The following is a 15,028-nucleotide window of genomic DNA, read 5'->3' as shown; positions in this document are numbered from 1 at the left end:
GTCAGGCCGTCGCCGTCGTGAGGAAGCGGTCGTATCCCTCGTCCTCGAGTCGCGTGGCGAGCTCCTTGCCACCCTGCTCGGCGACGCGGCCGGCGACGAAGACGTGTACGAAATCGGGCTGGATGTAGCGGAGGATCCGCGTGTAGTGCGTGATCAGGAGCACGCCGAGGCCTGTGTTCGCGTGAGCGCGGTTCACACCCTCCGAGACGATCTTGAGCGCGTCGACGTCGAGACCGGAGTCGGTCTCGTCGAGGACCGCGAACTGCGGGGCGAGCAGCTCGAGCTGGAGGATCTCGTTGCGCTTCTTCTCGCCGCCCGAGAAGCCCTCGTTGACGTTGCGCGCCGCGAAGGACGGGTCCATCCGCAGGTTGCCCATGGCCGCCTTGACGTCCTTGGTCCAGGTGCGGATCGCCGGCGCCTCGCCCGCGATCGCGGTCTTGGCGGTGCGGAGGAAGTTCGTGTTGGTCACTCCCGGGATCTCGACCGGGTACTGCATCGCGAGGAAGAGGCCGGCGCGGGCGCGCTCGTCGACGGACATGTCGAGGACCTCGACGCCGTCGAGCGTTATGGAGCCGCCGTCGACGTGGTACTTGGGGTGCCCTGCGATCGTGTACGCGAGGGTGGACTTGCCGGACCCGTTCGGGCCCATGATCGCGTGGATCTCACCCTGGTTGATGGTGAGGTCGACACCGCGGAGGATCTGCTTGGTCCCCTGCTCGGTCTCGACACTGACGTGGAGATCGCTGATCTGGAGAACGGACATTCAGACTTCCTTCGTGACGGTCGGGTCGATGTAGACGTCGCCGTCGATGATCTCGACGACGAAGACGGGGACCGGCTCGTAGGCCGGCAGGTTCAGAGGCGTCCCGGTGCGGAGCGAGAACTGGGACCCGTGCGCCCAGCACTCGAGGCTGTCGCCCTCGACGAAACCCTCGGACAGCGAGATCTCGCCGTGCGTGCAGGTGTCGCCGATGGCGTGGATCTCGCCGGCCGAGTCCTGGACGACGGCGATCGCGACCCCGTCGACCTCGACGCGCATGGCCTGGTTCGGGATCAGCTCCGAGACGGAGCAGATCATCGCGGCGTTGCTCATGCGGTCACCGCCGCCTGGTGCGCGGAGCCCGTCTGGCCGGCGCTGCCGGCGAGCTCGGCCTCGATCGCGAGCTGGAGGCGGTCCTCGAGCTCGGCGACCTTGATCTGCTGGACGATCTCGCTCAGGAAGCCGCGGACGACGAGGCGCCGCGCCTCGTCCTCGCGGATGCCGCGGGACTGCAGGTAGAAGAGCTGCTCGTCGTCGAAGCGCCCGGTCGCCGAGGCGTGGCCCGCTCCGGCGATGTCGCCGGTCTCGATCTCGAGGTTCGGGATGGAGTCGGCACGGGTGCCGTCGGAGAGGACCAGGTTGCGGTTCTGCTCGTAGCTGTCGGTGCCGGTCGCGCTGTTGCGGATCAGGACGTCGCCGATCCAGACCGTGCGGGCGCCCTGGCCCTGCAGCGCGCCCTTGTAGGTCACGCGGCTGCGGGTGTCGGGGGCGTCGTGGTCGACGTACACCTGCTGCTCGAGGTGCTGGCCGCCGTCGGCGAAGTAGAGCCCGAAGAGCTCGCCGTCGGCACCGCGCTCGACGAGGTGCGCGGACGGGTTGACCCGGACGATCGAGCCGCCGAGGGTGACGACGATGTGCTTGACCTTCGCGTCGCGACCGACGCGGATGAAGTGGTTCGCCAGGTGGCGCGCCTCGTCGTCCCACTCCTGGACCGTGACGACGGTGAGCTGGGCACCCTCGCCGACCAGGATCTCGACGTTCTCGGCGAGCGTCGCGGCGCCCTCGTTCTGCAGGACGACGACCGCACGGGCGTACGGTGCCGCCTCGATGATCGTGTGCGCAGCGCGGGGGCGGAGCCGAGACCCGAGCGGACCAGGGTCGCGACCTTCTCGTCCTCGCCCGTGACGCGCACGACGAGGGCCTGCTCGAAGCTCGACCACGCGTTGGCCGCGGCGCGGTCCTCGGGGAGGCCGGCGGTGCCGATCCGCTGGTCGTCGCGGCCGACCCACGAGACATCCACGCCGTCCACCGCGGTGTGCTCGAACGCGGTCGGGGAGCCGTCGAGGGCTCCGTCGATGAGGTCGGCGAGCCGAGCGACGGGCGTGAGCTTCCAGGCGATCTCGCGTCCGGTGACGGCCTCGAAGGCGTCGACGTCGGCCGATGCGAAGCGCTCCGACCGCGTCTGCACGGGCGTGAAGGCCCCGTCGGAGTGGGCGCTGATGCCCAGGCGCTCGGCAGCGGCCGCGCCGTCGATCTCGGGGGTCGCGGCGCTCGTGGGGACCGTCATCAGGCGGTGGTTCCTTTCGATGGGTGCGGGGCGCCCCGTTCGGGCGCCCCTTCGAGGGGGAGGCGGACGTCAACCGACGCTGCCCTCCATCCCCATCTCGATGAGCTTGTTCAGCTCGAGGGCGTACTCCATGGGCAGCTCGCGCGCGATCGGCTCGATGAACCCGCGGACGATCATGGCCATGGCCTCGTCCTCGGGCAGGCCGCGCGACATCAGGTAGAAGAGCTGCTCCTCGCTGACCTTCGACACAGTGGCCTCGTGGCCGAGCTGGACGTCGTCCACGCGGATGTCGATCGCCGGGTACGTGTCCGACCGCGAGATGGTGTCGACCAGCAGGGCATCGCAGCGCACGGTGTTGGCGGAGTGGTGCGCGTTGGCGTCCACTCGCACCTCGCCCCGGTAGCCCGCGCGTCGCGCCGCCGCGGGCGATGGACTTCGAGACGATGGACGACTGCGTGTACGGCGCCATGTGGACCATCTTCGCGCCGGCGTCCTGGTGCTGGCCGGGGCCCGCGAACGCGACGGAGAGGGTCTCGCCCTTGGCGTGCTCGCCGACCAGGAAGATCGACGGGTACTTCATGGTGACCTTCGAGCCGATGTTGCCGTCGATCCACTCCATGGTCGCCCCCTCGTGCGCGATCGCGCGCTTGGTGACGAGGTTGTAGACGTTGTTCGACCAGTTCTGGATGGTCGTGTACCGCACTCGGGCGTTCTTCTTGACGATGATCTCGACGACGGCCGAGTGCAGCGAGTCCGACTTGTAGATCGGAGCCGTGCAGCCCTCGATGTAGTGGACGTAGCTGTCCTCGTCCGCGATGATCAGCGTCCGCTCGAACTGGCCCATGTTCTCGGTGTTGATCCGGAAGTACGCCTGCAGCGGGATGTCGACGTGGACGCCCTTGGGGACGTAGACGAACGAGCCGCCGGACCAGACCGCGGTGTTCAGCGCCGCGAACTTGTTGTCTCCCGCGGGGATGACCGTGCCGAAGTACTCCTCGAAGATCTCGGGGTGCTCGCGCAGGGCGGTATCGGTGTCCATGAAGATGACACCCTGCTCCTCCAGGTCCTCGCGGATCTGGTGGTAGACGACCTCGGACTCGTACTGGGCCGCGACGCCGCCGACGAGGCGCTGGCGCTCCGCCTCCGGGATGCCGAGCTTCTCGTACGTGTTCTTGATGTCGTCGGGGAGGTCGTCCCAGGTCTGCGCCTGCTTCTCCGTGGAGCGGACGAAGTACTTGATGTTGTCGAAGTCGATGTCCGACAGGTCGGCACCCCACGTCGGCATGGGCTTGCGCTCGAAGAGCTTCAGCGCCTTCATGCGGCGATCGCGCATCCAAGCGGGCTCGTTCTTGAGCGCGGAGATGTCGGAGACGACCTCGGGCGAGATCCCGCGGCGCGCGGACGCGCCCGCGGAGTCGGAGTCGGCCCAGCCGAACTCGTAGACGCCGAGGCTCTCGAGCTCGGGGCGGTCGATCAGGATGTCTGACATGTGTACCTCGTTTCCTACCCACTGCTAACCGGTCGGGTTCCGGAGTCATTCCCCGTGGGGCGACCCGGAGCACATTCCGGCTGGTCGCGATCGTGGTGATGCGCGGGGGCGGTTGATGTGCGTGCCTGAGATGTCCTAAGGAAGTGCTGCGGCGCGTCATCGGGCCGGTGGTCCCGCTCGGCGCCGTGTCCGCGCGGATGCGGGGGTCTCACGTCGTGCCTGAACCAACTACTCATTCTACAGAGGAGCGCCGGGATGGGAACCCGTGCACCTGGGTGTCGGCCGGGTACGACGTCCCGCGCCACCAGACGGTGATGACCATACGGGTGTCGGTGGTCCGTGATGAGGTCGCGGCATGTCGAACGTCGATCCGCTCCCGCTCCCCGCCCGCCTGCTCCTGGCCGTCGCCCGGAGAGGACTCCCACCCGCGCAGGCCGACGTCCTCGCCCGACTCGGGGCCGTGCTCGCGCTCGAGCTCGCGCCGACGGCACTGCCGATCGCACTGCTCCGGCTCCGGCGGCACGTGCGCGGCGATCGGCCCGGACGATGACCGCGCCGGCCGGCTTCTCAGCCGACGGGCTGGAGCTCCTCCGCGGCACGGCGGCGCTGGGCGCGCACGGTGAAGAGACGGGGGTTCACGTCCAGGAGCACCCGGACCGTGCCGACCCAGACCAGGGCCGACCCGAGCAGGTGGACGGCGACGAGGGCCTCGGGGAGCGCGAGGAGCGACTGCGCGACCCCGACGAGGGCCTGCAGCACCACGACCACGATGTAGGTCGTCACCCGACGGCGCGCGAGCTCCGAGCCCGGCGAACGGCGCAGGAGCGCCAGCAGCGCGATGCCGAGGACGAGCGAGGCGGTTCCGAGGACACCGTGCACGAGCGTCACGCTCTCCCAGTGGAACCGCATGCGCGGCACCTCGGCGGAGTCGCCGGCGTGCGGGCCTGTCCCGGTGACGAGTGTGCCCACCAGGATCACGAGGAGGGTGACCGCGACCAGCGCGATGCTCACCGACCGGGTGAGGGCATCGGGCTCGAAGGCGGTGGACTGCGAGCGGTGCGCCCGGTGCCAGGTGAGCGAGGTCGTCGTGAGCAGGGCGATCGCGAGCGCGAAGTGCCCGGCGACGATGTAGGGGTTGAGCCCCGAGTGCACCGTGGCGCCCCCCGCGAGAGCGTTGGCGACCACCAGCCAGAACTGCGACCAGGCCAGTCGCGTCATCGTGCGGTCCCGGGGCTTCTGCAGGCGCGCGGCCGTGATGGCCCAGCCGACCGCCACGATCAGTACTCCCGTGAACGCCCTGTTGGTGAACTCGATGAAGCCGTGGATCCCGAGCTCGGGCGTCGACGTGAGCGAACCCGCGTCGCAGGCGGGCCAGGTCGGGCAGCCGAGTCCGGAGCCCGTGAGGCGCACCACTCCCCCGAAGAAGATGATCAGGATGCTCGCCACGAGTGCGGCGGTGGTCCCCCAGCGCAGCGCGCGGGGCGACAGCGTGACCCGCTCGGCGAGGAACGAGAAGGGCGTCACCATCAGAACGGCAGCAGGGGATCGACGCCGACGGCGAGGAACAGCAGCGTGAGGTACCCGATCGAGCCGTGGAAGACCCGCATCGGAGAGACGTGCTCGTGACGGATCGCGAGGCTGTACAGGCGGTGCGTCTCGGCGATGAACCAGACACCGCTCGCGAGGGCGACGACCGTGTAGACGAGGCCCATGCCGGCCACGGGGATCAGCAGCAGGGAGCACGCCACGGTCGCCCAGGCGTACAGGATCACCTGCAGTCCGACGATGGTGCGGCCGCGCACCACGGCCAGCATCGGCACTCCGGCCGCCTGGTAGTCGTCGCGGTACTTCATCGACAGGGGCCAGTAGTGCGGCGGGGTCCACAGGAAGATGACCGTGAAGAGGATCACCGGCGCCCAGTCGAGCGAGTTCGTGACGGCGGCCCACCCGATGAGCACGGGCATGCAGCCCGCGATCCCGCCCCAGACGATGTTCTGCGGCGTGCGGCGCTTGAGGAACAGCGTGTAGAAGACGACGTAGATGAGGATCGCCGCGAGGGAGAGTCCCGCCGCGAGCCAGTTGGCGGTCAGACCGAGCCAGACGATCGAGAGCACGCCGATCGTGGTCGCGAAGACGAGCGCCGCGCGGTCCGAGATCTCCCCCGTCACGAGCGGACGGTTCTTCGTCCGGTTCATGATGCGGTCGATGTCGCCGATCGAAGTAGCAGTTGAACGCACCCGCCGAGCCGGCGCTCAGGGCGCCGCCGATCAGGACGTTGAGCACGAGCCAGAGATCCGGGATCCCGCCCTGGGCGAGGATCATCGTCGGCGCCGTCACCACGAGGAGGAGCTCGATCACGCGAGGCTTCGTCAGCGCCACGAAGGCCCTCACCTTGCGCGCGAGGGCCGCTCTGGACGGCTCGCCCCGCTCGATCGCGGTGGTCTCTACGGCTACGTCCATTGCTCCTCTAACGTTCGACAATCCCGAACGAGTGTAATGCGCCCGGCCTGGGCACGGGCCCCGTTCGTCGAGTCCGTCACAGCGCTCCCCGCGCATGCACGCTTGCCCAAACGACTCCCTACATATGCGACCCCGCAACCCCCGGTCGTGAGGACACCCCCTCCGTATACTCGGGACTGCTCGCCAGAGCGCCCGGTACGCACCCGAGCCCGCCCGACCGATCGGTCGTGTCGAGGCCCAGAGGGTCGTCGCCGGGGCATCGTGCCGAAGTCGTCGCGCGGCGTGCTCCACCATGCGAGAGGACGGACGGTCTGCGTCTGCCCCACGTCTCCGAGAAGGGTCAGTACCAAGTGTCAGAACTGCAATGGGAATCCATCGACGAGAAGGCAGTCGACACGGCGAGGGTCCTCGCCGCGGATGCCGTGGAGAAGGTCGGCAACGGCCATCCCGGAACCGCCATGAGCCTCGCCCGGCCGCGTACCTCCTCTTCCAGAAGGTCATGCGCCGCGACCCGTCCGACAGCACCTGGATCGGCCGCGACCGCTTCATCCTGTCGGTCGGACACTCGTCGCTGACCCAGTACGTCCAGTTCTACCTGGGCGGCTACGGTCTCGAGCTCGACGACCTCAAGGCGCTGCGCACCTGGGGATCGAAGACCCCGGCCACCCCGAGTACGGCCACACCGACGGCGTCGAGATCACCACCGGGCCGCTGGGCCAGGGCCTCGCCTCGGCCGTCGGCTTCGCCTACGCCTCGCGCTTCGAGCGCGATCTGTTCGACCCCGAGGCCGCCGCGGGCACCTCGCCGTTCGACCACTTCGTCTACGTCATCGCCGGCGACGGCGACCTGCAGGAGGGCGTCACCAGCGAGGCCTCCTCGCTGGCCGGCCACCAGCAGCTCGGCAACCTCGTCGTGATCTACGACTCCAACCAGATCTCGATCGAGGACGACACCAACATCGCCTTCACCGAGGACGTCAAGGCGCGCTACGAGGCGTACGACTGGCACGTCCAGGTCGTCGACTGGAAGAAGACCGGCGAGTACCACGAGGACGTCGCCGAGCTCCACGCCGCGATCGAGGCCGCGAAGGGCGAGACCGACAAGCCGTCGCTCATCATCCTGCGCACGATCATCGGCTGGCCCTCGCCGAAGAAGCAGAACACCGGCAAGATCCACGGCTCCGCCCTCGGCGCCGACGAGCTCCGCGGCCTCAAGGAGGTGCTCGGCTTCGACCCCGAGAAGACCTTCGACGTGGCCGACGAGGTCATCGAGCACACCCGAAAGGCCGTCGAGCGGGGTCAGGCGCAGCACGCCGAGTGGACCGAGCAGTTCGACGCGTGGGCCACGGCCAACCCCGAGAAGAAGGTCCTGCTCGACCGCGTGCTCAGCGGCGACCTCCCCGAGGGCGTCGAGGACGCGCTGCCCGTGTTCGAGCCCGGCAAGGAGGTCTCGACCCGCGCCGCGTCGGGCAAGGTCATCAACGCCCTCGCCGGCGTCGTCCCCGAGCTGTGGGGCGGGTCCGCCGACCTCGCGGAATCGAACAACACCACCATCGAGGGAGCGGGCTCCTTCGTGCCGTCCGAGTTCTCGACGCACGAGTGGACCGGCAAGAAGGGCGGCCGCGTGCTGCACTTCGGCATCCGCGAGCACGCCATGGGCTCGATCCTCAACGGCATCGTGCTGCACGGCAACACGCGCCCCTTCGGCGGCACCTTCCTGATCTTCTCCGACTACATGCGTCCGGCGGTCCGTCTCGCCGCGCTCATGAAGGCGCCGGCGATCTACGTCTGGACCCACGACTCCGTGGCTCTGGGCGAGGACGGCCCGACGCACCAGCCGGTCGAGCAGCTGGCCTCGCTCCGCGCGATCCCGGGACTGGACATCGTCCGCCCCGGTGACGCCAACGAGGTGGCCTACGCCTGGAAGACGATCCTCGAGCGCCGCGAGGGCCCCGCGGGCCTCGCTCTGACCCGTCAGAACATCCCGGTGTTCGAGCGCGGCGAGGGCGAGGCCGAGGGCGAGACCTTCGCCCACGCCTCGAACGTCGCCAAGGGTGCCTACGTGCTCGCCGAGGCGCCCGGCGGCACGCCGGACGTCATCCTCATCGCGACCGGCTCCGAGCTCCAGATCGCCGTCGAGACGCGCGAGAAGCTGAAGGCCGACGGCGTCAACGCCCGCGTCGTCTCGGCTCCGTCGCTCGAGTGGTTCGAGGAGCAGGACGCCGAGTACCGCGAGAAGGTCCTCCCCGCATCGGTGAAGGCCCGCGTCTCCATCGAGGCCGGCCTGAGCCTGGGCTGGCAGAAGTACGTCGGCGACGCCGGCCGCTCGGTCTCGATCGAGCACTTCGGCGCCTCGGCCGACTACAAGACCCTGTTCCGCGAGTTCGGGATCACCACGGAGGCGGCCCTCGCCGCCGCCAAGGAGTCGCTCGCAGCCTCCTGAGCGAAGGCCGCGTCCCCACGGACGCGGCCTTCGCCGTCGGGGGCTCCGGCTCCTCCCCCGCATCACCTCCGAACGAAGAAGAGAAGAAGAGACATGACCGAGAACACCCCCACCGCAGACCTCTCCGCCGCCGGCGTCAGCATCTGGCTCGACGACCTCTCCCGCACCCGGATCTCTCCGGCGGGCTCCAGAAGCTCATCGACGAGAAGAACGTCGTCGGAGTGACGACGAACCCCACGATCTTCGCCGCCGCCCTCGCGAACGGCGAGTCCTACGACGCGCAGGTGCGCGAGCTGGCCGCCTCCGGCACCTCCGTGACCGACGCCGTCTTCGAGATCACCACCGACGACGTGGCCGCCGCGTCCGACGTCTTCCGCCCGATCTACGACGCGTCCAACGGCTACGACGGCCGCGTCTCGATCGAGGTCGAGCCGGGCCTCGCCCACGACGCCCAGGGCACCATCGAGCAGGCCAAGGCCCTCTGGGCCAAGGTCGACCGCCCGAACGCGATGATCAAGATCCCCGCGACGGTCGAGGGCCTCGAGGCGATCACCGAGGTCATCGGCTCCGGCATCTCCGTGAACGTCACCCTGATCTTCTCCCTCGCCCGCTACCGCGCGGTCATCAACGCGTACCTCGCCGGCCTCCGAGAAGGCCAAGGACGCCGGCATCGACCTGTCGACGATCCACTCCGTCGCCTCGTTCTTCGTGTCGCGCGTCGACACCGAGATCGACAAGCGCCTCGACGCGGTCGGCACCGACGAGGCGAAGGCCCTCAAGAGCAAGTCGGGCGTCGCGAACGCCCAGCTCGCCTACGAGGTCTTCGTCGAGGCCTTCGCCACGGAGCGCGCGCTCCTGCTCCAGGAGTCCGGCGCGAACCGCCAGCGGCCGCTGTGGGCCTCGACCGGCGTGAAGCCGACCGAGCTCCCCGACACCCTCTACGTGACCGAGCTCTGTCGCGGCCGGGGTCGTCAACACGATGCCCGAGAAGACCCTCGAGGCGACCTTCGACCACGGCGTGATCACCGGAGACACCGTCACCGGCTCCTACGCCGACGCGAACGCCGTCCTCGACGCCGTCGCCGCCCAGGGCGTCTCCTACGCCGAGGTCACGGAGCTGCTCGAGAAGGAGGGCGTCGAGAAGTTCATCGTGTCCTGGAACGAGCTGCTCGACACCGTCACCACCGCCCTCGAGGGCGCGAAGGCGCAGGCCTGATCATGTCGATCCAGATCCACGTCAGCGGAGACGCCGAGAAGGCCGTCGACCGCGTCGTGCCCGACCTCGTCGCCGACGAGGTCGTCCTCGGGCATCACCGCACAGGTCCCCACGTTCTGGGGAGCAGCCGCGGAGGAGGAGTCGGCCAAGCGCCTCGGCTGGACCGAGTCGACCACCGTGTCCCGTCCGCTGGTTCCCGAGATCCTCGCGCTGCGCGAGGAGCTCATCGGCGAAGGGCATCGACCACATCGTCCTGGGCGGCATGGGCGGCTCGTCCCTCGCCCCCGAGGTGATCACGCGGACGGCCGGCGTCGAGCTGACCGTCCTCGACTCGACCGCCCCCGGTCAGGTGCTCGCGGCGCTGAACGACCGCCTCGCCTCGACCGCCGTCGTGATCTCGTCGAAGTCCGGCTCGACCGTCGAGACCGCGAGCCAGAAGAAGGCCTACGAGAAGGCGTTCACCGAGGCGGGCATCGACCCGCTCGAGCGCATCGTGATCGTGACCGACCCCGGTTCGCCGCTGGACCGGTCGTCCCGCGAGGCGGGCTACCGGGTCTTCAACGCCGACCCGAACATCGGCGGGCGCTTCTCAGCGCTCTCCGCGTTCGGACTCGTCCCGTCCGGCCTCGCCGGCGCCGACATCGAGGCCCTCCTCGACGAGGCGGCGGAGGCGTCGCTCGGCCTCGCGGTCGACTCCCCGGAGAACCCCGGACTCGTGCTCGGCGCGGCGATCGCGGCGACCAGCCCGCGTCGCGACAAGCTCGCGATCGTCGCCGACGGGACCCACATCGTGGGCTTCGCCGACTGGGCGGAGCAGCTCATCGCCGAGGATCGACCGGCAAGGACGGCACGGGCATCCTCCCCGTCGTCCTCGGGACCCTCGCCCCCGAGCTCTCGGAGGACCTCGCCGACGTGCAGGTCGTCCGGCTGGTCGACGACGCCTCCGCGCTGCACCTGTTCCCGCGCGACCGCCACGAGGGCGAGATCCTGCTCTCCGGCTCGCTCGGCGCGCAGATGCTGACGTGGGAGTACGCGGTCGCCGTGGCGGGGCGCCTGCTCGGCATCAACCCGTTCGACCAGCCCGACGTCGAGTCGGCGAAGATCGCGACCCGGGCACTGCTCGAGAAGCGCCCCGAGCCCGAGGCCCCGGCGTTCACCGACTCCGGCATCGAGGTCACGGGCAGCCCCGTCGTCACCGAGGGCGTCTCCACCGTCGCCGAGGCCGTCGACCGTCTCCTCGCCCAGCTGGGCGAGGGCGGCTACGTCGCGATCCAGGCCTACGTCGACCGCCTCGCCCTCCCGCAGCTGGAGGGCGTCCGCGACCTCCTCGCCGCGCAGGCGCAGCGTCCCGTCACCTTCGGCTGGGGACCCCGGTTCCTGCACTCGACCGGTCAGTACCACAAGGGCGGCGCCCCGACCGGCGTCTTCCTGCAGATCACCGAGCGCGCGAGCACGGATCTCGCGATCCCGGACAGCCCGTTCACGTTCGGCCAGCTGATCCTCGCTCAGGCGGCAGGCGACGCGAGCGTGCTCGCCGAGCACGGCCGTCCGGTGCTGACGCTCACGCTGACGGATCCGGACGCCGACCTCGTGGCGCTCTTCGAGGCGCTCAACACCTGATCCACGCGCGCGCCGCTCCGTCCCCGCAGGGGGCGGGGCGGCGCGCCGATCTCACCCCACCCACCTCGTCACCGAGAGCAGTGCGCCGGAGCATCCGGCACACAGAAGGACACTGCACATGTCTGTGGACATCACCCCCGAGTTCAACCCCCTGCGGTTGAGCTTCGACCGGCGGTTGAACCGGATCGCGGGCCCCAGCGGCCTCGTGATCTTCGGCGTCACCGGCGATCTCTCGCGCAAGAAGCTGATGCCGGCGGTCTACGACCTCGCCAACCGCGGCCTCCTGCCCCCGGATTCGCGCTCGTCGGCTTCGCCCGTCGCGACTGGGACGACCAGGACTTCGAGCAGGTCGTGCACGACTCCGTCAAGAAGTACGCGCGCACCGAGTTCCACGAGGACGTCTGGGCCCAGCTGGCTCAGGGCATCCGCTTCGTGCAGGGCGAGTTCGACGACCCCGAGGCGTTCACCCGCCTCAAGACCGTTGTCGACGAGCTCGACCGCGAACGCGGCACGATGGGCAACTTCGCGTTCTACCTCTCGATCCCGCCGAAGTCCTTCCCGCAGGTCACCGAGCAGCTGCGCGAGCTCGGGCCTGGCGGAGCAGAAGGAGGGCCAGTGGCGCCGCGTCGTCATCGAGAAGCCCTTCGGCAGCGACCTCACCACCGCCCGTGAGCTGAACGCCGTCGTCGAGTCGGTCTTCCCGCCCGACTCGGTCTTCCGCATCGACCACTACCTCGGCAAGGAGACCGTCCAGAACATCCTGGCTCTCCGCTTCGCCAACATGATGTACGAGCCCCTCTGGAACTCGAACTACGTCGACCACGTGCAGATCACCATGGCCGAGGACATCGGAGTGGGCGGCCGTGCCGGCTACTACGACGGCATCGGCGCCGCGCGCGACGTGATCCAGAACCACCTCCTCCAGCTCCTCGCCCTCACGGCGATGGAGGAGCCGATCTCGTTCGACGCCGCCGATCTGCGCGCAGAGAAGGAGAAGGTCCTCGCGGCGGTCCGTCTGCCGAAGGACCTGTCCACCGCCACCGCTCGCGGCCAGTACGCCGGCGGCTGGCGGGGCGGTGAGAAGGTGCTCGGCTTCCTCGAGGAGGACGGCATGAGCCCGACCTCGACGACCGAGACCTTCGCCGCGATGCGCCTGGACATCGGCACCCGCCGCTGGGCCGGCGTCCCGTTCTACCTCCGCGCCGGCAAGCGCCTCGGCCGCCGAGTCACGGAGATCGCGGTCGTCTTCAAGCGCGCGCCCCAGCAGCTGTTCGCCGAGAGCCAGACCACCTCGCTCGGTCAGAACGCGCTCGTCATCCGCGTTCAGCCCGACGAGGGCGTCACGATGCGCTTCGGCTCCAAGGTGCCCGGCGCCGGGATGCAGGTGCGCGACGTCACGATGGACTTCGGCTACGGCCACGCCTTCACCGAGGCGAGCCCGGAGGCCTACGAGCGTCTGATCCTCGACGTCCTCCTGGGCGAGCCGCCGCTCTTCCCCCGCCACGAGGAGGTCGAGCTCTCGTGGAAGATCCTCGACCCGATCGAGGAGTTCTGGGAGACCCAGGGCCAGCCCGAGCAGTACCGCCCCGGAACCTGGGGCCCCGAATCCGCCGACGAGCTCCTCGCTCGCGACGGCCGTACCTGGAGGCGTCCATGATCGTCGATCTGCCCGACACCACGACCAGCGAGGTCTCCAAGACCCTCGTCAAGATCCGCGAGGAGGGCGGCGCCGTCGCCCTCGGCCGCGTGCTCACCCTCATCATCGCGACCTCCCGCGGGCACGAGGAGGAGGCGATCGACGCGGCGAACGACGCGTCGCGCGAGCACCCCATGCGCGTCATCGTCGTCTCGAAAGACGACGGCCTGACGACCGTCCCCGTCAACGCCGCACCTCGGGTCGATGCGCAGATCGGGGTCGGCGGCGACGCCGGCGCGAGCGAGGTCGTCGTGCTCCGTCCGTTCGGGGACGCCGCGAACGACGAGGAGAGCCTCGTGACGGGTCTCCTGCTCCCGGACGCGCCCGTGGTCGCCTGGTGGCCGAACAGCGCGCCCGAGAGCGCGTCGAAGTCGCCCATCGGCCGCATCGCCCAGCGGCGCATCACCGACGCCTCGGCGCAGTCGAACCCGGCGGAGGCGCTGCACCACCTCGCCTCCACCTACGCCCCCGGGGACACCGACTTCGCCTGGACGCGGCTGACCCTCTGGCGCGCTCAGCTCGCCGCGGTCCTCGACCAGCCGCCGTACGAGCCGATCACGGCCGTCGAGGTCTCGGGTGCTCCCGACTCGCCGTCCACGATCCTGCTCGCCGCCTGGCTGCAGCTCGAGCTCGACATCCCGGTCGACCACGAGCTGACCATCAGCGCGACCGGGACGAGCGGCATCCACGGAGTCAAGCTGATCCGCGCATCGGGGACCATCGAGCTCGAGCGCTCGATCCCCAACGTGGCGACGCTGACCCAGCCGGAGCAGCCCGTCCACGACATCTCGCTCCCCGCCGCAGCCTCCGCGACTGCCTGGCCGAGGAGCTGCGCAGGCTCGACCCGGATGACCTGTACGGTGAAGTCATCTCGCGCGGCGTCGACGATGCTCTCCGAGCAGACCGGTGCCCGCAGCGCTTCCTGACACGGAGCCGACCACCCGCCGATCGGCAGACGCAACCGAAGGAGACCCTCATGACCACCGAACGTCGAGTGCTCGTCCACCGCGACAAGCAGACCCTCGCCGGGTCGGTCGCCGCCCGCTTCATCACGAAGACGATCGACATCCTCGATGATCTCGGGACGGCGAACGTGATCCTGACCGGCGGCACGATGGGGGCGGCGACGCTCGCCGAGATCGGCTCCTCGTCGGCCTCGGGGAACGTGGACTGGTCGCGGGTGCACTTCTGGTGGGGGGACGAGCGCTGGGTCCCGCGCGGTCACGAGGACCGGAACGACGTGCAGGCGGGCGACCTGTTCACCCGCCTCGACGTCCCCGCGAGGGAACGTGCACTCGTTCCCCGCGTCGGACGACGGGATCGACCTCGACGCGGCTGCGACCCTGTACGACGCCGAGCTCCGTGCGCACGCGACGGAGGGTCGCGACTACCCGCGCTTCGACATCACGTTCCTCGAGTTGGGTCCCGACGGTCACATCGCGTCGCTCTTCCCCGAGCGCTCGGCGATCCGCTCCACCGAGGCCGGCGTGCTCCCGGTGCGCAACTCCCCCAAGCCGCCCCGGAGCGCCTCACCCTGACCCTCCCGCTGATCAACCAGTCGGACCGGATCTGGATGGTGCTCGCGGGCGCGGACAAGGCGTCTGCTCTCGGACTCGCGCTCGCGGGCGCGAACACGAACGAGGTGCCGGTCGCCGGAGCGTTCGGCCGCAAGCGCACGGTGTTCTTCGTCGACCAGGAGGCCGCGGCCGAGGTCCCGGAGTCGCTGATCGCTCCCAGCTACTGAGCTCCGGCCCGGTGCACCCGGGTCCACGACGACG

General features: G+C 69.7%; 6 protein-coding genes and 8 pseudogenes. 7 read left to right on the top strand and 7 right to left on the bottom strand.

Translation table 11 applies throughout. The features are described 5' to 3' along the window. Nucleotide 1: 1 nt before the first annotated feature. The 7 genes and pseudogenes from sufC to AC0CII_RS04650 all read right to left on the bottom strand — a co-directional run bounded on the left by sufC (nt 2) and on the right by AC0CII_RS04650 (nt 6,276). A complete protein-coding gene (gene sufC, locus AC0CII_RS04680; protein WP_207402606.1) occupies nt 2-763 on the bottom strand; it encodes a Fe-S cluster assembly ATPase SufC in 762 nt (253 codons plus the stop codon). Next, nucleotides 764-1,093 (bottom strand): non-heme iron oxygenase ferredoxin subunit, encoded by a 330-nt coding sequence (locus AC0CII_RS04675; protein WP_077222834.1) that lies wholly within the window; start codon nt 1,091-1,093, stop codon nt 764-766. It lies immediately after the preceding gene. Then, nucleotides 1,090-2,327, bottom strand: a pseudogene (sufD, locus tag AC0CII_RS04670) (Fe-S cluster assembly protein SufD). The gene AC0CII_RS04675 and the pseudogene sufD overlap by 4 nt, the downstream one beginning before the upstream one ends. A 69-nt stretch (nt 2,328-2,396) precedes the next feature. Beyond that, nucleotides 2,397-3,816 (bottom strand): annotated as a pseudogene (gene sufB, locus AC0CII_RS04665) (Fe-S cluster assembly protein SufB). A gap of 232 nt (nt 3,817-4,048) precedes the next feature. After that, entirely contained in the window at nt 4,049-4,339 is a 291-nt protein-coding gene (locus AC0CII_RS04660; RefSeq protein WP_465228765.1) for a hypothetical protein, read from the bottom strand. A 44-nt stretch (nt 4,340-4,383) separates the two neighbouring features. Further along, nucleotides 4,384-5,343 (bottom strand): COX15/CtaA family protein, encoded by a 960-nt coding sequence (locus tag AC0CII_RS04655; protein ID WP_207402610.1) that lies wholly within the window; start codon nt 5,341-5,343, stop codon nt 4,384-4,386. After that, nucleotides 5,343-6,276: pseudogene (locus tag AC0CII_RS04650) on the bottom strand (heme o synthase). Before AC0CII_RS04650 ends, AC0CII_RS04655 begins: the two are co-directional and overlap by 1 nt. 227 nt (nt 6,277-6,503) lie before the next feature. Here AC0CII_RS04650 and AC0CII_RS04645 point away from each other — a divergent pair. From AC0CII_RS04645 to AC0CII_RS04615, 7 genes and pseudogenes are all read left to right on the top strand, one after another. Then, a pseudogene (locus AC0CII_RS04645) lies at nt 6,504-7,617 on the top strand (transketolase family protein); the annotation flags it as partial. A 39-nt stretch (nt 7,618-7,656) separates the two neighbouring features. Then, the gene (locus AC0CII_RS04640) at nt 7,657-8,718 is read left to right on the top strand and encodes a transketolase-like TK C-terminal-containing protein (protein WP_465229050.1); all 1,062 of its coding nucleotides are present in this window, start codon (nt 7,657-7,659) and stop codon (nt 8,716-8,718) included. Nucleotides 8,719-8,811: 93 nt separating this feature from the next. Continuing rightward, nucleotides 8,812-9,934 (top strand): annotated as a pseudogene (gene tal, locus AC0CII_RS04635) (transaldolase). A 2-nt stretch (nt 9,935-9,936) separates the two neighbouring features. Further along, nucleotides 9,937-11,554: pseudogene (locus tag AC0CII_RS04630) on the top strand (glucose-6-phosphate isomerase). 118 nt (nt 11,555-11,672) lie between these two features. After that, a pseudogene (zwf, locus tag AC0CII_RS04625) lies at nt 11,673-13,211 on the top strand (glucose-6-phosphate dehydrogenase). Beyond that, nucleotides 13,208-14,131 (top strand): annotated as a pseudogene (locus AC0CII_RS04620) (glucose-6-phosphate dehydrogenase assembly protein OpcA); the annotation flags it as partial. The pseudogenes zwf and AC0CII_RS04620, both read left to right, overlap by 4 nt. Before the next feature lie 95 nt (nt 14,132-14,226). After that, nucleotides 14,227-14,994, top strand: a complete 768-nt coding sequence (locus AC0CII_RS04615; RefSeq protein WP_465229049.1) for a 6-phosphogluconolactonase — start codon at nt 14,227-14,229, stop codon at nt 14,992-14,994. Nucleotides 14,995-15,028 lie beyond the last annotated feature (34 nt).

This window comes from Rathayibacter sp. AC182 (assembly GCF_979253875.1).
This window is presented reverse-complemented; position numbering and strand designations above follow the sequence as displayed.